Source organism: Xenorhabdus siamensis, from assembly GCF_037996745.1.
GTDB classification, from domain to species: Bacteria; Pseudomonadota; Gammaproteobacteria; order Enterobacterales; family Enterobacteriaceae; genus Xenorhabdus; species Xenorhabdus indica.
Window position 1 is genome coordinate 20091 of record NZ_JBBMXE010000009.1, and the last position, 20559, is coordinate 40649.

The following is a 20559-nucleotide window of genomic DNA, read 5'->3' on the forward strand; positions in this document are numbered from 1 at the left end:
GATAGCCTTGCGTTTTTTACCTGTTAATTTTAATTCCATTATGGTTGAACTCAGCGGATTGACAGAAACACTGATGTTGTTTGATTCGCTGAATATGACACCGCTCTCCGGGATTGAAGAGATTATTCCGGCGGCGAAAACTTTAATGATCCGTTTTCACCCAATGACAATCTCAGTTTATCAATTGGTAGATGAGATTCAGAACCGAAGTCTGCAAACATACCGCTATGTGAGTGGAAAACAGATTGAGATCCCTGTGTGCTATAACGGTGAAGACTTAGCCACTGTTGCTGAAATATTGGGAACTTCAGTACAGGACGTTATACGCCAACACACTGAAAATGAATATATGGTGGCTTTTACTGGATTTGCGCCTGGTTTTGCTTACTTGGTTTCGGATATTGCACAATGGAATATTCCACGTCGCAAAACACCAAGAACACGTATTCCCGCAGGTACAGTTGCCTTAGCGGGGGAGTTTAGTGGCATTTATCCTCAGGCAAGTCCCGGTGGTTGGCAACTGATTGGTATTACGAATGAACGCATGTGGGATCTTTTGCGCCCTGAACCTGCTTTATTACAACCGGGTAATCGTGTCAGTTTCCGAAATGTTGAACGAGGTATTGTAACGGTAAGTTTACCTGAAAAATCGTCTATTCCTGGTGAAACTTTTACTGAAATGTCTCCAGAGGGAATTTTTTGTTCTTTGGAGATATTATCTGTCGGGCTACAAACGTTATTCCAGGATTTAGGACGTTTGGGAAAATCAGGGTTGGGGATATCGGCATCTGGTGCTATGGATAAAAGTGCTTTGCGTAGTGCAAACCGTATCGTTGGTAACTCTTCTGATCAAGTATGCTTGGAAATAGTACAAGGGGGATTAAAGCTGTCGCCCGAGGGAAAATAATTATTGGGGTTACCGGGGCTTTATGTCCAATTCAGATCAAAACCCCGCAAGGGGAAATTTTGCATGTAAATACTTACCAACCTATTGATTTAAACGATGGAGATGAAATCACATTGGAAATACCCAATGCGGGAATGCGTTCTTATCTGGCTGTCAGAGGTGGTTTTATTGTTCCTGAAGTGCTGGGCAGTCGTTCATTTGACACGCTGTCTGGTATTGGCCCTGTACCACTAAAACCTGACGATAGACTCATCATAGGAGATACATCTCATTGTGTAGCGGTATCTGTTTCTGAAACACCTGCATTCGTAATGCCAAATAAAGATGACGTTGTGGTATTAGATATCTTCCTCGGCCCTCGTACTGACTGGTTTGAGCAGACATCAATTGATTTGTTACGAAACCAAATCTGGCAGATCACTCCACAATCCAACAGGGTTGGTTTGAGGCTAAATGGTGAGTACGCACTATCACGTATTAAGCACGAAGAGTTACCAAGTGAAGGAACTTGCAGTGGTGCGATACAAATTCCGGCTAATGGGCAGCCAATATTGTTTCTGGCAGATCATCCTGTGACAGGTGGATATCCTGTTATTGCTTCTGTAGCACATTATCACCTTGATCTTGCAGGTCAGATCCCGATCAATAGCAAAATTCAATTTAATCCTATCAATCAATTCCACGAAATCCAGGGGAGTAAATAGCAGCAATGGATCCTACTGTTAACAATGTGAAAAAGACTACAAATAAAGTATTGATTGCCAATCGTGGTGAGATTGCTGTTCGCATCATTCGTGCTTGTCGTGACTATGGCATACAGACGATAGCTATTTATGCGGATTCTGATATCGATGCACAACACGTACAATTAGCAGATGAAGCGTACGCTTTAGCAGGAAACAGATCCACAGAAACCTATCTTAATATTCCACGCTTACTGGAAATTGCAAAGCAAGCGCAGGCAACGATGATCCATCCCGGATACGGTTTTTTGTCTGAGCGAGCTGAATTTGCCCGTGCTGTGATCGACGCAGGATTGATTTGGATTGGCCCTAATCCTGACACAATTGACGAATTGGGAAATAAAGTTAAGGCACGTAAAATTGCCCGGCAAGTGGGTGCTCCTTTGGTGATAGGAACCACAGAGCCTGTCAAAGATGTGCAGGAAGTTATTGCTTTTGCAGAGGAACATGGTTTACCGATTGCCATTAAAGCCGCATTTGGTGGTGGAGGTCGTGGTTTGAAAGTGGCCTGGCGACGAGATGAAGTTGAAGAACTTTACTATGCCGCAGTACGTGAAGCAACAACCGCTTTTGGGCGAGGGGAATGTTTTATCGAACAGTTCCTGAATAAACCGCGTCATATTGAAGCGCAAGTGATTGCAGATAAATACGGTAATATCGTTGTACTTGGCACCCGTGATTGTTCCTTGCAGCGTCGGAATCAGAAACTGGTAGAAGAAGCTCCGGCTCCCTTTTTAACTCAGCAGCAACGAGAACGTATTCATGAAGCGGCAAAAGCGATTTGTGCAGCAACCAATTATATCGGAGCGGGGACGGTCGAATTTTTACTTAGTACTGATGGTACGCTCTCTTTTTTAGAAGTGAATACTCGCTTACAAGTTGAGCACCCTGTTACGGAAGAAACAACAGGGATTGATTTGGTTATTGAACAGTTGAGGATTGCAGAAGGTTATCCGTTAAGCATCCAAGAAACACCTGCACCAAGAGGACATTCGTTTGAATTTCGCATCAATGCGGAAGATGCAGGAAAAGGTTTTTTACCCACAGCCGGCGTTATCACAGAGTTTCTCCCACCTTCTGGTCCCGGTATTCGTCTGGACTCTGGTGTAATGAGTGGTTCTACAATCCCCGCCACTTTTGATTCATTGATGGCGAAACTGATTGTCACAGGAACAACGCGTGAGCAGGCTCTTGCTCGTGCCCGTCGGGCATTACAAGAATTTAAAATCAGTGGAGTAGCATCAGTTTTACCTTTCCACCGAGCTGTAATTGAACATTCTGATTTTGTCTCAGGAGATAATTTCAATGTTCATACCCGTTGGATTGAAACAGATTTTGCCGATGAACTGGAAGCTTCGCTGCGTCAAATCCCTGCTGAGGATAAGTATATCACCCGCACATATATTGAAATTGATGGTCGCAGGCATGAATTGGGCTTGTCATCAGATCTATTGGCAGGTTTAGCAAAGTTAGCGTCTGTCAATGAGAAGCAATCTTCTCAGCCAATAGCAGCAAAGCAAAAAACGTTGCAAGATCCCCGTCAGGTAAAGGCACCTATTTCCGGCATCCTGCATTCTTGGTTGGTGCAGGAAGGGGAGAACGTTAATGAAGGTGATGTAATTGCCGTAATGGAAGCCATGAAAATGGAAGTACAGATCCGTGCACATTGTTCAGGGAGAATCACATTCTGCGCTCAGGCCGGGAATTATCAGGATGCAGACAAAATTTTGGCCAGAATAGAGTATTAATATTTTATCTAACAAGCCAACGGGTATAGATTTATACCCGTTTTGAGCTTTGAGATGAAAATCCCGCGCGTTATGGTTTTAATGTGAATTTGTTAGATTTAGGCGTGTTTGCTTAGGAACGCTTGGATATTAATCGAGGATATCGGGTGTTATAGGAAACTGAAGGAGATTCAATTGATATCTTGTTGTTCCTGAGTATCCGACAAATTTTCATTCAGGCTCTTTATCGCCATCAACTTCTTCATCTATTCAATAAATAAACCTGCTTTTGTGAACTCAGATCGTCAACAAATCTTCGCTAAGAGCCAAGAATAGTAGAATTTATTGGGACCTGATACCGGATTCAAATAATTAAAATAAACGATAGTCACTTAAGGTTATTTACATTTACTATAGAAATATAAATAATAATAATTATCAATCATGTTTTAACTGAAAAATGTATGTCTAAAATTACCAAAATTTACGCAAGCTTGGCTAAAAGTGGCCTGTGTGTTCCTTTGATGTCAGCATCAATGTTGACAGTGGCTATTTCTACTAACGCACTAGCAAACACCGAAGGACCAATCAAAAAATCAACGGCAACTGGCGATACACTCGTTGTTATTGCAGGTAACAATGCAGAACAAGAGAGTGGAAAAGTCAACCGTAACGAAATTAAAGTCAGACAAGCACAAAGTGTCGGTGAGATTTTAAAGAATGTACCGGGTGTTCAAGCGGGTCACCCCAGCGCTTTAGGACAGCGTTTTAAAATCCGTGGCATGGATGATCAGTTCATCAACGTAACGGTTGATGGTGCACGGCAAGAGGGATATCACTTCCATCATGCGGGGAACTACGGTATAGACCCTGAAATGCTGAAGCAAATTGATATCAGCGTTGGTACTAATAGTATTACCTATGATACTGGAGCCCTTGGCGGTGCATTAAAATTTGAAACCGTTGATGCTGGTGATTTATTAGAGCCGGGCCAATTATTTGGTACAAAAGGTAAATTAAGTTATGTCAGTAATGGCTCTGAGTTCCAACAATCTTTAGCAACTTATGGCAGAGTGGGAGCCGTTGATTTATTAGGCTACTTTAACCATCGTAATATAAATGATGCTGAATCGGGCCGAGATAGCCGCGGAAGAGATTCAATCCCTACCGATGGGAAGCTGGTCAATTACTTATTAAAAGCGAAATTCAATCTGACTGATGATCAGTACATCAGTGTATCAAAAGAACATTATCAGAATGATGCGGATACTAATTTCAGATTGAATTTTGGCTCGGACATCAATAAAGGGAAAAAAGGAGCGTACGCTTTAGAGCGTGATGCTTATAATCTTACTTACAGATATGTACCAGTCGATAATGACTTCATTGATTTAAAAATTTCTGCCTATCACACAGAACAAAATTTCAATCATATGAGGGAAGTCGGTGGGCCTGGAAAAGGATTTGACAGTATTGTTGAAACCCAAGGCATTAGGGCGCGTAATGTCTCTAATTTTGATACCCAGAAATTATCCCATGTTTTAACTTATGGGTATGAATATTTTGATACCAGAATGGCATACACTGATGTATCAGAAAATGTACACAAAAAAGCAGTAGAAACAGGAAAGTCATCATCTATTTATTTGGAAGATGATATTCAATTTGCTGATTTCCATATCATACCAGGTGTCAGATGGGATCATTACAAATACAACACTGTTAATAAAAACCATGAACCTTTTGAGAGAACTTACGCTCGTTTCTCAAAAGCACTTGGTTTGAAATATGAACTTGGCGCGTCAACCACATTATTTGCCAATTATACCGAACTTTTCAGAGGGCCATTAGGCAAAGAGATTGGTCTGGGGCCAAGCAATCACAATGCTAACTTGAAAACTACAACAGGGTACAACTTAGAAACTGGCGTAGCGGGAACATATCCTAGTGTTTTTGCTGAAAACGACTCATTTACTGTAATTGGTAAAGTATTCCAGACCAATTTCAAAAACCTGTCTACGACTTTAGCGAAAAGAGCGCTACACAACATCCCAAAATCCAGATTGGAAGGGTTTGAATTAGCGGCCAAATATAAACTGGATAATTTGTCCTTAAGAGCGACTTATGCCAAAGCGAATAATAAAATTATGCAAGGTAATGAGTTGTTTGACAGAAGATTAGAATTCACACCAACCATTGGTGATTCTTTCACCATTGGAGGAAGTTACTTGTTTGATAAAACCGACATTGAACTCGGTTGGAATTCCCGATTTGTCCGGTCAGTAGACGCGAAGGGGGTAGATAGTGGTCAGGTTGTAAATGTACATAAATCAGGCTATGGCGTCAGTGACGTGTATATTTCCTGGGCTCCGAAAACTGGCTCATTTAAAAACACAGAAATCCAGCTTGGTATCGATAATATCTTCGATAAACGTTACAACGAACAGTCTTACTATCTGAATGTTTATAAAGGGCAAGAAGAGAAAGGTCGCGCTTATAAAGCTACTATTTCTTATAAGTTTTAAAGAAAATGCCTTAATTTTTAGTAAAAAAGTCTGCGGTTTATCCGCAGACTTTTTCCAGGATAGCTTGCTAAAATTAGCGCGCTTACAGCGTAAAAATCCCAATCAAGGCAACCACAGTCAGAATCGCGGCTGTACCATAAAACACCCATTGACTGGCGGGAATATGGATTTTCAGATCGTGCATACCGTGATGAATACGGTGTAAACCACACCATAGTGGCAGGCTGATCATCAGCAGCAAAAAGATACGGCCAATAAAACTCTGGCAAAATGTCAGAATACGTTCATAAGAAAGCGCTTCCGGTGCCAGTCCCAATGGCAGCAAAATACCCAGTAGCAGGATAATTGCAGGCCCAACAGTGGCACTCCACATACCACCTGCCCCAAACAGGCCCCAGAAAATCGGTTCATTGGAACGTTTTGGTACTTGATTCATCAGATCCTCCTTGGGGTTAGAGCAGTGCGACACCGAGAACCACGGCACTAGCAATGATAGTGGTTGCCCACAGTAGTTTGACAATCGGTCCTGGTGGCATTTTTTCACTTTTGACAATGATATTGAGCGCCTTAGGAGCCAGCTCAAACCATGTTTTGGTGTGCAATAATGAAGCCAGCAGGGTGATAACATTAATCAGTAATATCAGCGGATTCTGCAAAAAAGAGACAAACTCCGCCCAATTTTCGGGGCCACTTTTCAAAGCAAACAGGCCATAAAGCACTAAGAGACTGAACCAAACAGTAGGAATAGCTGTCCCTTCACGCAACATATAGAATCGATAGAATCCCAGTTTATGCCACCAATTAGGCTCCATGCCACGTACATAAGGTTTACGTTTTGTTGCCATTATTCTTTTCTCCCTTATTATGGTTTCAGCATAGAGATAATGAAATCTTTGGCACTTTCTGCTTTGCTTTGTTGAATTGCACCCGCTGGATCAACATGCTTTGGACAAACCTCAGAGCAATAACCGACGAACGTACAAGACCAGACGCCATTATCGCTGTTGATCTGTGGCATACGCTCTTTTTGGCCGTGATCTCGATTATCAAGATTATAGCGGTGCGCCAGTGTGACTGCGGCAGGGCCGATAAACTCAGGATTTAGGCCAAACTGCGGGCAAGCTGCGTAGCACAGGCCACAGTTGATACAACCGGAGAATTGATGATACTTCGCCATCTGTGCCGGAGTTTGTACATTCGGGCCATCAGAGGGTTTGCGCTCATTGCCGATGATATAAGGTTTGATCGCTTCCAGACTCTCAATAAAGTGCGTCATATCCACAACTAAATCCCGTTCAATCGGGAAATTCCCTAATGCTTCAACCTTCAAACCTTGCGGATAATCACGCAGGAAAATCTTACAGGCCAGTTTTGGTACACGATTCACCATCATGCCGCAGGAACCACAGATTGCCATACGGCAAGACCAGCGGTAAGACAGATCAGGAGCCAGATTATCTTTAATATAACCTAAGGCATCCAACAGAGAAGTCTGCTCATCGTAAGGCACTTCGTAAGTGGCAAAATATGGCTCATTATCGATTTCCGGGTTATAGCGCATGACTTCCATTTTCAGTTTTTTCATCTCAGTCATTCGCTTGCTCCTTCTGTTTTTTCTCTTGTGCTGCTGCTTCACCACCATAGACCCGTTTTGCTGGTTGGGATTTAGTGATCTTCACATCACTGTATTCCAAATGTGGGGCACCTTCCGGGTTATAGAAAGCCAAGGTATGTTTCAGGAAGTTTTCATCATCACGTTCTGTACAGCCTGTATCAAGGCGCTGGTGAGCACCGCGGGACTCTTTACGGTTCATGGCTGAGTGAGCCATACATTCAGCGACATCCAGCCCAAATCCCAGTTCAATGGTATAGAGCAGATCAGTATTGAATACACTGGAGCGGTCACTGATTTGGATGTGTTTAAAACGCGCTTTCAGTTCAGCAATCTTATCAATCGTCTTCTGCATTAACTCAGGAGTACGATAGATACCGCACCCTTCTTCCATTGAAGTCCCCAGTTCATCGCGAATTTTTGCCCAACTTTCGTTCCCTTTCTGATTCAGCAGTGTATTGAGTTTAGCTTCAATATCGTAAGCTTGCGCATCCAGTGCTTTTTCATTAGCTGGTGTAGCTTCTTGAGCACGTTTGATAGCCTCTTCACCCGCCAGACGGCCAAAGACCACCAATTCTGCCAGTGAGTTAGAGCCGAGACGGTTTGCACCATGCAACCCGACAGAAGAGCACTCCCCAATGGCAAACAGTCCCTTGATACGGGTTTCACATTGTTGATTGGTTTCGATTCCGCCCATCGTGTAGTGCGCCGTTGGTCTTACGGGGATAGGTTCTTTGACAGGATCTACACCAACATAGGATTTGGCTAATTCACAGATAAATGGCAAACGTTCGAGTAATTTTTTCTCACCCAAATGACGCAGATCCAGATGCACAACATCACCACGTGGTGTTGCAATGGTTCGGCCTGCTCGCCATTCATGCCAAAATGCCTGCGAAACTTTGTCGCGTGGTCCCAGTTCCATATATTTGTTTTCGGGATAGCCGAGTGGAGTTTCTGGCCCCAAACCGTAATCCTGTAGATAACGATAGCCATTTTTGTTAACCAGGATCCCGCCCTCACCCCGGCAGCCTTCGGTCATTAGGATCCCTGATCCTGGTAAACCGGTTGGGTGATACTGTACAAATTCCATATCACGCAATGGAATACCGTGGCGGAAAGCCATACCCATACCATCGCCTGTCACAATGCCACCATTGGTGTTGTAGCGGTATACACGTCCGGCACCGCCAGTAGCTATAATGACCGCATTTGCGCGAATTTGAACTTTGCTTCCTTCCATCATATTCAAGGCGACTAAGCCACGTGCTTGACCTTCATCAACCAAAATATCGAGGACAAAATGCTCATCAAAACGCTGGATTTGAGGATATTTGAGCGAGGTTTGAAAGAGTGTATGCAGCATGTGAAAGCCGGTTTTATCGGCAGCAAACCATGTGCGTTCAATTTTCATGCCGCCAAAACGACGAACATTGATAGAGCCATCTTCCTTACGGCTCCATGGGCAGCCCCATTGCTCCAACTGAATCATTTCCGTTGGACAATGTTTGACAAAATACTCAACCACATCCTGTTCACATAGCCAATCGCCACCAGACACTGTGTCATTGAAATGAAAATCATAAGAGTCATGAGCTTGAGTGACAGCGGCTGATCCACCTTCTGCGGCGACGGTGTGGCTGCGCATAGGATACACTTTGGAAATCAGGGCAATTTTAAGTTGGGGATTAGCTTCAGCCGCAGCGATAGCTGCCCGTAGACCTGCGCCACCGGCTCCGATAATTACTAGATCAGCATTGAAGGTTTGCACTGTACTTCTCCATTGTTTAAGTGTGGGTTCAAACTAAATAAATCAAAAATCAGTTAAAGGAACCAGTGTGTTATTACTCATCTGTTTCTTTATTTTTGCTATGCTGAAGTGATATTTATTATTATTTATCAATGCATTATTCGTAATGATGTTATGAGTGATTTTCTATATTTTAACGAGAGAGGTTCACTATCTGTTATTTTTTGTATGGTTTAATTATAGCGAATAGCGTCGGGGGTAAATTTGATATAAATGCGTATTTTGTGTGATTTTCCCTGTAAAACGTGATCTGAGACAGGTTTTTTACTTGTTGACATGATGTATGCGATGATGAAAGATAATTTATCAAATTTTTTGATAAAAGTAAGATATAAACACATTACTGTAATTAATGACGATTTTATTTTTTTGAAAAATTATCAGGCAGAATATTAACTGAGAAAAAATACCTAATCAAATAAGACATTTAGTAATAATGTATGTCCGAATTATATTTTTAGGGTAAGTTTTATATATGAGTTTCTTAAATGAAAATATGGGATTAAATATAAATATTTTTTATTTTTATAATGTGAATTGCGTAATTTTTTCATGAATCAGCAATTTCAAATATTTTCTTTGACATATCAAGAATCATCATCTAACTTTTATATATAACTTTTGATCAGAATTTATCTTCTTTGGGGTACACTTAATAAGTTCCCAATTTTATGTTTATCCGAAGGTTAGAAGGGTAAAAAGGGAATGTAATATATCCTACTGAATAGGACTGAGAAAATTATTGCATAATCATAGATCAATATTTTTATCTCTATTCTATATAGGAATTTATCGCCAGTTAAAAATAGGGGCAACTAAACAATAATGACTCAACTGTTTTGCACAATGTAAGCATTAAGGCACTAAAGGCTAATGTTTTATTTAGTAATATTGAAGTCTGTTTTTCGGGTTCCGATGGGCGTTATTTTGAAAAACATTATTTAGCATATCCTGAACATGATATGGGAGGAGTAGGATTATATTTCGTATTATTGTTAGCTTTAAATACTCCATTTGTTGTATCATTAAAACTTACCAATCATATTTCCCCAGAAGGGTATCGTTACATTTCAGGTGTTAATGCTGATTTTATGAATGCTCCACCTGATGAAATTCCTCCTTGGTGATAAGATACATTTTTCTACTTTCTACTATCTTTAAATCCAAATAGAATATTCTAGCATTTGGACATGGATGTCCATATTATTCAATGAAATTAAATACCTTTTCATAATAGTGAGTCACTAAGGCTAGTGAGAGCTGGCTCCTCGCGCCGCGAAGAGTCAAGCGGTGTCTTATCATTTTGGAAAGCTATTTAAAATGAAAGTTTATTTTTTATGTTTTGTTATCTTCTAAACAGAGATGAGAGAGATTTTGGTCACTTGTATTGCCGAGAATAATCGTTCACCAATTTAATGTTGAAAATTTGTCTGACGGACTGGATGCGGGTAAACTGCGCATTTTGTTTTATCTTGGAGTCATTGGAACATGAACGAAGTCGCGGATTGGCAGCCAACTGCCACTATCGCCAACCTATTGAAAAGATCAGAGATTCTGGCAGAAATACGGCGTTTTTTCGCAGATCGTGGGGTGTTGGAGGTTGAAACACCTACCATGAGTCAAGCGACCGTCACTGATGTCCATCTTGTTCCTTTTCAGACACGATTTGTCGGGCCTGGTACGGCGAATGGCTTGCCCATGTACCTGATGTCCAGCCCTGAATATCACATGAAACGTCTGCTAGCAGCAGGCAGCGGCTCTATTTATCAGATGGGAAAGAGTTTTCGTAATGAAGAAGCGGGGCGCCACCATAATCCTGAATTTACCATGCTGGAATGGTATCGTCCGCATTACGATATGTATCGTTTGATGAATGAAGTGGATGATCTATTGCAGCAAATTCTGGATTGTGAAAGTGCCGAATCTCTTTCTTACCAGCAGGCATTTATTCGTTATTTGGATGTTGATCCTCTGACTGCAAGTAAGGAAAAACTGCGTGAAGTCGCGGCAAAACTTGATCTCAGCAATATCGCTGATCGTGAAGAAGATCGGGATACTTTGTTGCAATTGCTTTTTACCATGGGGGTTGAAACGCATATTGGGATTGAGAAGCCAACATTTATCTACCATTTCCCTGCATCCCAGGCAGCACTGGCAGAAATTAGTAAAGAAGATCACCGTGTTGCCCAGCGCTTTGAAGTTTATTTCAAGGGCATGGAATTAGCGAACGGTTTTTGTGAACTGACAGACAGTAAAGAGCAGCGCCTGCGTTTCGAACAGGATAACCGAAAACGTGAAGCAATGGGGTTACCTGTACATCCGATTGATGAGTACCTGCTTGAAGCATTGGCTCATGGTATGCCGGAATGTGCCGGAGTTGCATTGGGAGTTGATCGCCTGATTATGCTGGCACTAGGTGCAGAGAGAATTAGCGAGGTGATCGCATTTCCAGTAGGGATCTCTTAACCTGGTTTTTTTGAGTATAAAGGGGGCACTAAAGTTGTCCCCCTTGTTCATTGTGATATTGATTACTTATGTTCGTGATGTTTTTCCAGGAATTTCACGGCTAAATCAGGGAAATCTGTGAATGCCCCATCGACATTCGCTTTGTCAAAAACGATATCAAACAATTGATTTCCGCTGGTGGCATATTTTGGCAGTTGATCAATACGGATAGTGTATGGATGTACTACCAGATGGCTGGCGTGAGCTTCTTTCACCATGCCAGTCAATTTAATGTTGTTTGGTGTAGAATCACTGGCGATCAGCATATGGTAATCAGGGCCAATACCGTCAGCATATTTTGCCACTTCTTTCATTGCGCCCGGTTTAAACATCCAGTCATAACTGTAGTTCTGCCACGTGCCATCGGTTTTTTGCTCGTAGGTTTCATTCCAGTCAGTGTAAGCAATGAGCTGAACAAGTTTCAGGTCCATTGCCAATTTGGGTTCCAGCTCATTTTTGATGCGTTTCAGTTCATTGGCATCAAAACATTGCAGATAGACTTTATCGCTCTTTTTGGTATAGCCATATTGTTTCAGGACTTCTAATACCTTAGTCGTAATGTCTTTTCCTTCCTGACGATGGAACCATGGCGCTTTGATCTCAGGATAAATACCGATATCCTTTCCGGTTGATTTGTTCAGACCTTGAATAAATTCCAGTTCTTCCTGAAAAGTGTGAATACGAAAATCCGATTTTCCCATTGGGAAACGGCCAGGATAGCTTTGTACTTTTTTGCCATCTTTAATATCAAAACCTTCAGTGAATTTCAGTGACTTAATTTCTGGCAAGGTAAAGTCGATAGCATAATAGCGCCCGTCAGTACGAGCACGGTTTGGAAAACGTTCTGCGACATCCGTTACGCGATCAAGATAATGGTCGTGCAGTACAATAAGTTGGTCATCTTTAGTCATAACCAAATCTTGCTCAAGGTAATCTGCCCCTTGCGCATAGGCCATTGCTTTGGCGGGTAATGTGTGTTCAGGTAAATAACCGCTGGCACCACGGTGGGCGATAACAATTTTATTTGTTACGGCATGTGCAATACCTGACATTGATGATGCTAACAGAATACCAGCCATAATAGCCTTAATAGGGGTTTGCATAGGAACTCTCCATTTATTCTAATAGAAAATCTTGAATAAAAAATGATGTTACTTACCACTGTACTGATTTTTCGTCGAAGGCCAGAGAAATAGGGAACATTCAGGCCAAATTTTTATATAAAATAAAGACATAACACAATCCTAAATATTGATTTTATCAGTAGTATGTCACAATTTTATGACATAAAAATTTTTCTCCAGGTTCTGTTTATATCTAACTCTGTTCTATCTGTTATTAAAGGAACAGAAGCATAAGATGAAATTGGTGTTTTTGTATTTAGATGATAATCAAATAGTCACTTTAAATTATGTAAACGGACACTGATAAAGTAAGAAATATTTAATATTAGTTAATGTAAGGAAAAATATGAGATCTTTATGATCCACTTACTCTGAACTTATTCAATCCCAAATATATCGAAAATGGAAGCAGATAGAATAGTGGTAATTTCTTCTATTAGACAGTGTTTAATAGCTAATGAAATCGCAGTACAACTTTATTGTACTGCGAATGATATGATTATTAATCAACGTCTTTCAGTTATATTATTAACCTTGGCGAGCCATTTCTTGCTTGTGTTTGTTTTCACTTATCATAACAAACAACAATAGAATAACGGACAGGATGCTACCACCGACCATGATCATAAAACCGCCATCCCAGCCTGTGAAGTCAACGGTGTAACCGACAATGGCGCTGGCTGCTACCGAGCCACCCAAATAGCCAAACAGACCGGTAAAGCCAGCCGCAGTACCTGCTGCTTTTTTGGGAGCTAGTTCAAGAGCATGCAGGCCTATCAGCATAACAGGGCCGTAAATCAGGAAGCCGATTACCAGCATACAGATCATATCAACAGTCGGATTACCTGCCGGGTTTGTCCAGAAGATGATCGTGGCGATGGTAACAAGTGTCATAAAGAAGACGCCAGTGGCACCACGATTGCCCTTGAACACTTTGTCAGACATCCAGCCGCACAGTAGCGTACCTGGTATACCTGCGTACTCATACAGGAAGTAAGCCCAGGACGATTTGTCCAGTGCGAAGTGCTTAACTTCTTTCAGGTAAGTTGGTGACCAGTCGAGAATACCGTAGCGCAGCAAGTAAACGAATACGTTGGCAACTGCGATCATCCACAGCAGTTTGTTAGGCAGAACATACTGCATGAAAATTTCTTTTGCAGTCAGTTCTTTTTCATCTTTTTCTGTGTAATCAGTTGGATAGTCGTTTTTGTACTCTTCGATTGGTGGTAAACCACAGGATTGTGGGGTATCACGCATCAGAGCGAAGACGATCATGGCAACCAGGATAGCTGCAAACGCAGGCATATAGAGAGCTGCTTTCCAGTCATTGAACCATGCCATACCTAGGAGGAATAGCAATGGTGGCAAACCACCGCCAACGTTATGAGCACAATTCCAGATAGAAACAATCCTGCCACGCTCTTTTTGTGACCACCAGTGAACCATAGTACGACCACAAGGAGGCCATCCCATACCCTGGAACCAACCGCACAGGAACAGCAGAGCAAACATGATAGTGATGCTTGAGGTTGCCCACGGCACAAATCCCATAAATAACATGACGGCTGCTGCAAGTATCAAACCCGCTGGTAGAAAGACGCGTGGGTTGGAACGATCGGACACGGAACCCATAATGAACTTCGAGAAACCGTATGCGATTGAAATACCCGATAGAGCAAAACCGAGATCACCTCTGGAAAAGCCCTGTTCTACCAAGTACGGCATTGCCAGAGCAAAATTTTTCCTCACCAAATAATAAGCAGCATACCCAAAGAAAATCCCCATAAAAATTTGCCAGCGCAAGCGGCGATAGAATGGATCTATTTCTTGCGCAGGTAGCCGGGTCTTGTGGGGTGCCGGCTTGAAAATACTTAACATGTTTGTCTCCACATGACTATTTAATATCCAATAGTATGAACTAGTATGAGCGAATCACCACAGCTTACTAGTGATAAGCAGTAAACGAAAATTCGAATTGATTTTTTTCTATATCGAAGGAAATGATAGCCAAAACAGAGTCATACCTCTATGAGGTATCGCTAACATATAGATATAATTTCGTAATGTTTATAATTTTGAGCGATTTATGGATTTTTTGAAATATATTTTATTTTTATTATCGTGACTTACGTCACAATTAAAGATGTTTGTTTGTTATTTTTGAGCGCTTTTAGTTCGTTTATGTTCTTTCGAACATAAAGGACTATTATTATTGAGGGAATTAAAATGTCGCTTTAATCATATGGATATTATCTGCAAAAATATAAAAATTTTTAAACATATAGAAATGAATTAATAGCAATATTTCCTGTCTGTATTATTTTCAGTCGTTCACTGTTTCTGTGTTGTGTTTCTTCGTTTAGCTATGGGAGTTATTTTTATTTACATGCTTGGCGTTTTTTATAACACAGTTACAAATAATATGTTTGAATTCCTGCTTGGAAATAATAGATATTACCACAAATAGTTATTCATATTCATGAGATGGGTTTTCATGAAGACATGAATAGTTATTTATAAATAAAACACAATAATATCAATACGATGAAGTGGTGTATAAGGCGTAATACACTCTATTCGTTAATAAAAATACTATCCATTTATGGGTTGATTGTTTAATTAATAAAAAATTGTAAAAAATATTAATTAATTAGTTATTAAATTTTTATGATACTTTTTGAAGTTTATTTTTTAAATTCAGTTAAAGTCAACATAAGGTATTTGTAGGATCTTGATGTGGACAATAGCTGGAATTTATTGACTAACAGCATAAATATCTCCATTCGTCATAAAAAATGATGAAATAAAATGGAGAATAGAATGAGAACATCATTATGAATACTTACACACACAAGGCAATATTACACACAGCATTTACTGGGCAAAAATCCTCATTCTCCAATAATCCTGATATTAATATCAATAATATCAGTTACATGGAAAATAAACTCCAACCATGGTTTGATAATGTACCATCTCGATTAGCAAAATTGGCAAAAACCATGCCAAATAACACTGCTGTCTCAGATCAACATGGAACGCTGGCATTTGGTGAATTACAGAAACGGGTCATGAATGCAGCAAATGTTTTGCGTTGCCATGGTGTCACAATGGGAAGTAATGTTGCTATTGCAGCCGAGAGAGGTATTCCGTGGTTTATCACTATGCTGGCGGCTTGGCAGCTTGGAGCGGTATATATTCCTCTCAATACCATGATGCCGGAAAAGCGTTTGAACGATATTCTCGCCAGTTTACCGGAAAGTATTTTGGTCTCTGATGATACAGTCTCCATGGGACTGAAAGCATCAACACATATTCCTTTGGAACTCCTTTCAAATACTATTGGGAAAGTAACAGAACGTATTGATGTGCCTGAGTTAGGTGATCATCCAGCCTACGTGATGTTCACATCCGGCTCTACCGGGCTGCCAAAAGCTGTACAGGTACAGCATGACAATCTGGCGGCCTGTTTGTGTGCATTTGGGAAATTGCTGTCAGTCAATCAAAATGATCGTATGCTTGCACTGACAACTTTCTCTTTTGACATTTCATTGCTGGAGTTACTGTTGACCGTTGTTCATGGCGGCAGCATCTACATTACATCAATCGATACCCAACGTGATGCGATGGCGTTGTCTCAGACACTGTCAGATCCTCAATTTACACTTGCTCAAGCAACACCAGTCACCTGGTCAATGGCTTTGAATGCGGGCTGGAAGCCTCGCTCAGATATGAGTATGCTCTGTGGCGGAGAGGCTCTGTCACAGGATCTGGCAGATCAACTGACTGCTTCTGGTGGAACCTTATGGAATGTTTATGGCCCGACGGAAACTACAATCTGGTCGACAGCATTCTGTATGAGAAAAGGGGATAAGGTGCAATTAGGTGGGCCAATCCCTGGCACCAGTATCACAATTGTGGATAAGTATTTATGTCCTGTACCTAAAGGAACCGTAGGAGAAATCCTGATTGGTGGGTTGGGGGTGACAGCAGGATACCGCAATAATCCCACTGAAACCGCTAAACGATATGTTCCTGATGTAAAACAAAAGGGTAGAAGGGCGTATCTGACCGGTGATATGGCACGTATGCTTGAAGATGGTTCTCTTATTTATATGGGAAGACAGGATGATCAGGTAAAAGTACGTGGTTACCGCATCGAATTAGGTGAAATAGAAATCGCATTGAGAAAACAAAGCGGTGTTCAGGATGCCATCATCCGTGTGGCAGGAAGCGGTGATCTTGCCAGAATACAGGCATTCGTCTTGTTTGATCCTAATATGGTTTTACCGGATGAGTGGGTTCGGGAGACTCAGGTCGCATTAAGGGAACGTCTGCATGAAGCCTGGATACCTACTGAATATTATCGTATCCCTTATATCCCTTTGACAAGCAGCGGTAAGCGGGATAGAAAGCGTCTGGAAGAAGTAGCAGAACGTCTAAATGCCAGCTATGACATTGTGCAGCCTCAGACAGAAACTGAAAAACGGGTTTATGCTATCTGGCGCGAGTTGTTGGCGGTTGACAGCTTTGGCATTACGGATGATTTCTTCCAGATTGGTGGGCATTCCATCTTGGTTGCTCGCATGGTGGAGCATATTGAAAAAGCATTCTCACTCAGGGTCCCCATTTCTGGTATCTATGTTGAACCCACTATTGCCAGAATTGCGGCTATTCTGGATGAAATGATCGAGGTATATAAAAGTAATCCTGCTCAACTTGCAGAAAATTATCACAGTGAAGCGCTTATCCAGCAACATGCAGAAACACTGAGAAAAGACGTTTACCTGAAAGAGAGCGTGCGCCCGGATGGTTTACCTCATGCAAACTGGTATAAGCCTGATACTGTATTGCTGACGGGAGCTACCGGATATCTTGGCTTGCATCTATTGGAACAATTGCTGAAACAGACTTCGGCTCAAATTATCTGTCTGTGCCGTGCTGCTGATGAAAAACATGCGCGTGACAGGATCAAAGCTGGTTTTGTAAATTACCAGATTGATGTGGGTAATGAGCTTGATCGCGTAGATTTTGTAATAGGAGATTTAGGGCAGCCTCGTTTCGGTCTGTTGCCGGAAACCTGGGAAAAACTTGCGCAAGATGTTGACGTGATTTATCACAATGGTGCGTTGGTTAACTTCATTTATCCTTATAGTGCACTGAAAAGTATTAACGTTGATGGCACCAGAACCGCACTGGAATTTGCCTGTACTTCACGCCTGAAACACTTCCACTATGTTTCTTCCGTGAATGCCTTGTTTGCGACTGAATCACCTCGTCCATTTATGGAAGATGATCGTGCAATGAGTGAAACCGTACGTGATCCTTCCGGTTATTCTGGTAGTAAGTGGGTATCAGAAGGGATCATTAACATTGCCCGTAATCGGGGGGTGCCAGTGAGTATTTATCGTCCCGGTTTGATCCTTGGGCATACTCGTACTGGCGCTGCACAGGGGAATGATTATCTTGTCGCATCCCTGAAAGGCTATCTGGCAATGGGATTCTACCCTGACCATGCGTTGCTGCTTGACATTATCCCGGTTGATTATGTTGCTGAGTCATTGGTGCATATCTCTAAGCAGCCTGAATCAGCCGGGAAATTCTTCAACTTATTTAACCCTGTACAAGTCTCTATCCGGCAGTTCTTCGATTGGGTGCAGGAATTTGGTTATATTCTCAATCCAGTGCCATTCAATGAAGGGAAAGAGAAAATTCTTGCTTTGGATGACTCCCATCCGCTGTATCCATTGATCCCGTTGATTCGGGACATGGCAGAGAAACCTTATCGTGCATTGGACCCTGCTTATGTTCATGAAATCCAGCCAGAGTTGGAGTTGAAACAGACAATGGCAGCATTGGAAGGAACAAATATTCAGTGTCCGGTAATAACATCTGAATATGTCCATCAGGTATTGCGTTATTTAATAGGTACTGGATTCTTGCCACGGGTATTGTCAGAAAACTACAAACAGGGGGCTTTATCATGCAGCAACTAACAGGAAATGAAACTGAGGTTTGGATGGTTGTTATTAACATTAAAAAACAGTACTCGATTTGGCCTGATGAATCTCTGATCCCAATTGGTTGGATGGCAACGGGTAAGAAAGGTTCTAAGGAAGAGTGTCTTAACCATATTGCGAGTATATGGCCAGAACCAACAAAACAAGTCGTTGATGTCCATTAAGAATGATGGATGCATGTGAATAGATAATATTATTTTATGCAGGGCATGGTCTTAAGAGACCATGCCCATTTATTTTTCCTTCATTTTTTCTTCTCTTTTACCCTCTCTTAATATGCGTTTTAAGTTCGTTTTTGTTCCTTATCAAACAATTCTTGCAGATTTTGAACATATTTTAGTTATGCTGACCAACATAAAATCAGAGCGGGTTTCCCCGCTCTGAAACTGATGGACGTTTTGAAACTGATGGTCGTTCTAAAACTGATGGTATAGTACTGCCTCATCAATACAACCAATCTTTACCCATTCGATCTACTGCCAGAATTGCGGCGTAGACCTGTTCCGGAGTTACGGTAAATGGCATATTGTGAATGGTTTCCCCTTCGGCACAACTTGTTATAGCAACCTGCATTATTTTTTTGTGTAGATTCTCATTCTCCCGTAGGCCAAGTTGCTCCAGTGTGACCGGGAGGCCGACTTGTACACAGAAGTCGAGCACTGTTTCTAACTCTTCACTTGGGCTATTTTCCAATATCAGTTGTGTCAACGTACCGAATGCCACTTTTTCACCGTGATACAGATGGTGGCACTCTTCCAGTGTGGTAAAACCATTGTGAATGGCATGGGCAGCGGCAAGCCCTGCGCTCTCAAAACCAATTCCACTATGGTAGGTGTTGGCTTCAATAATATTTTCAACTGCGGGTGTCATAACTCCGGCCTCTACTGCCAGTTTCGCTTTATAACCCTCTGCCAGCAAAGTGTCGTAGCACAGTTTTGCCAAGGTCAGCCCAGTCAGAGAAGTTCCGCCACCAGCCATGGTCAGGTTATGGGCTGTACTGCTGGCACGTGCTTCAAAATAAGTCGAGAGAGCATCTCCCATACCTGATACAAATAGGCGGACAGGGGATTTGGCAATAATATTGGTGTCTACCAACACAATATCGGGGTTTTTGGGGTAGAGCAAATAACCATCAAATTTTCCCAATTCTGTGTATAAAACGGAAAGCGCACTGGTGGGTGCATCTGTTGAGGCAAGAGTTGGAGAAAGAATAGTCGGCAATTTCGCATCGTGTGCTACTGCCTTGGCGGTATCAAGCGTTTTTCCACCACCAATTCCAATCACTGCCTGACACTGATTATTGGATAAAATGGCTGACAGGCGTTGTATTTCACTACGGCTGCATTCACCGTTGAAAACTTCAAAGTGGCTGGTTACCTGGTGTTTTTTCAGGCTTTTGCTGACGGTATCCCCAATGAGATTCATCACAAAATTATCAGCAATCACGAAAACATGGTCAGCAAGAATTTTAGTATATTGACCGATGTGGGATATCGCATCTGGTCCTTGGATATATTTGGATGGAGACTGGATCACTTTCAGCATAAGAAATATTCCTTCTTCACTGGAAACCCGATACAGACTGT

13 protein-coding genes and 1 pseudogene are annotated in these 20559 nt (G+C 41.7%); 7 read left to right on the top strand and 7 right to left on the bottom strand.

Annotated features, from left to right (window positions below; genetic code table 11):
• Positions 1-7 precede the first annotated feature (7 nt).
• The 3 genes and pseudogenes from AAC852_RS09260 to AAC852_RS09270 all read left to right on the top strand — a co-directional run bounded on the left by AAC852_RS09260 (position 8) and on the right by AAC852_RS09270 (position 5902).
• Positions 8-1611: pseudogene (locus tag AAC852_RS09260) on the top strand (5-oxoprolinase subunit B/C family protein).
• A gap of 5 nt (positions 1612-1616) precedes the next feature.
• Positions 1617-3398: an acetyl/propionyl/methylcrotonyl-CoA carboxylase subunit alpha gene (locus tag AAC852_RS09265; protein WP_340620783.1), complete on the top strand. Its 1782-nt coding sequence runs from the start codon at positions 1617-1619 to the stop codon at positions 3396-3398.
• Positions 3399-3841: 443 nt separating this feature from the next.
• Positions 3842-5902, top strand: coding sequence for a TonB-dependent receptor domain-containing protein (locus AAC852_RS09270; protein ID WP_340620784.1), 2061 nt, complete (start codon positions 3842-3844; stop codon positions 5900-5902).
• An 82-nt stretch (positions 5903-5984) separates the two neighbouring features.
• Here AAC852_RS09270 and frdD read toward each other — a convergent pair whose 3' ends face one another.
• From frdD to frdA, 4 genes are read right to left on the bottom strand one after another with little or no spacing between them, the layout of a single operon-like run.
• The gene (gene frdD, locus AAC852_RS09275) at positions 5985-6338 is read right to left on the bottom strand and encodes a fumarate reductase subunit FrdD (RefSeq protein WP_340620785.1); all 354 of its coding nucleotides are present in this window, start codon (positions 6336-6338) and stop codon (positions 5985-5987) included.
• Between the two features lie 16 nt (positions 6339-6354).
• A complete protein-coding gene (frdC, locus tag AAC852_RS09280; protein ID WP_340620786.1) occupies positions 6355-6747 on the bottom strand; it encodes a fumarate reductase subunit FrdC in 393 nt (130 codons plus the stop codon).
• Positions 6748-6764: 17 nt separating this feature from the next.
• On the bottom strand, positions 6765-7496 hold the full coding sequence (locus AAC852_RS09285; RefSeq protein ID WP_340620787.1) for a succinate dehydrogenase/fumarate reductase iron-sulfur subunit: 732 nt from the start codon (positions 7494-7496) through the stop codon (positions 6765-6767).
• Entirely contained in the window at positions 7489-9285 is a 1797-nt protein-coding gene (gene frdA, locus AAC852_RS09290; protein ID WP_340620788.1) for a fumarate reductase (quinol) flavoprotein subunit, read from the bottom strand. The genes AAC852_RS09285 and frdA overlap by 8 nt, the downstream gene beginning before the upstream one ends.
• 878 nt (positions 9286-10163) lie before the next feature.
• Here frdA and AAC852_RS09295 point away from each other — a divergent pair.
• Together AAC852_RS09295 and epmA are read left to right on the top strand one after the other, a co-directional pair.
• Complete coding sequence (locus AAC852_RS09295; RefSeq protein WP_340620789.1) at positions 10164-10451, top strand: hypothetical protein; 288 nt, start codon at positions 10164-10166, stop codon at positions 10449-10451.
• A gap of 361 nt (positions 10452-10812) precedes the next feature.
• Entirely contained in the window at positions 10813-11790 is a 978-nt protein-coding gene (epmA, locus tag AAC852_RS09300; RefSeq protein ID WP_340620790.1) for an elongation factor P--(R)-beta-lysine ligase, read from the top strand.
• Positions 11791-11852: 62 nt separating this feature from the next.
• Here the strand turns inward: epmA and glpQ are convergent, their stop codons facing one another.
• Both glpQ and glpT read right to left on the bottom strand, forming a co-directional pair.
• A complete protein-coding gene (glpQ, locus tag AAC852_RS09305) occupies positions 11853-12932 on the bottom strand; it encodes a glycerophosphodiester phosphodiesterase (RefSeq protein WP_340620791.1) in 1080 nt (359 codons plus the stop codon).
• 549 nt (positions 12933-13481) lie between these two features.
• Positions 13482-14831, bottom strand: a complete 1350-nt coding sequence (gene glpT / locus AAC852_RS09310; protein WP_340620792.1) for a glycerol-3-phosphate transporter — start codon at positions 14829-14831, stop codon at positions 13482-13484.
• A gap of 956 nt (positions 14832-15787) precedes the next feature.
• Between glpT and AAC852_RS09315 the strand changes: the two genes are divergently transcribed.
• Positions 15788-18949, top strand: coding sequence for a thioester reductase domain-containing protein (locus AAC852_RS09315; protein ID WP_340620793.1), 3162 nt, complete (start codon positions 15788-15790; stop codon positions 18947-18949).
• Positions 18937-19137 carry an MbtH family NRPS accessory protein gene (locus AAC852_RS09320; RefSeq protein WP_047679202.1) on the top strand — a complete coding sequence of 67 codons (201 nt, stop codon included), beginning with the start codon at positions 18937-18939 and terminating at the stop codon, positions 19135-19137. The genes AAC852_RS09315 and AAC852_RS09320 overlap by 13 nt, the downstream gene beginning before the upstream one ends.
• Before the next feature lie 280 nt (positions 19138-19417).
• On the opposite strand, the gene AAC852_RS09325 is transcribed toward AAC852_RS09320, so the two are convergent.
• A complete protein-coding gene (locus AAC852_RS09325; protein ID WP_340620794.1) occupies positions 19418-20518 on the bottom strand; it encodes a glycerol dehydrogenase in 1101 nt (366 codons plus the stop codon).
• Positions 20519-20559 lie beyond the last annotated feature (41 nt).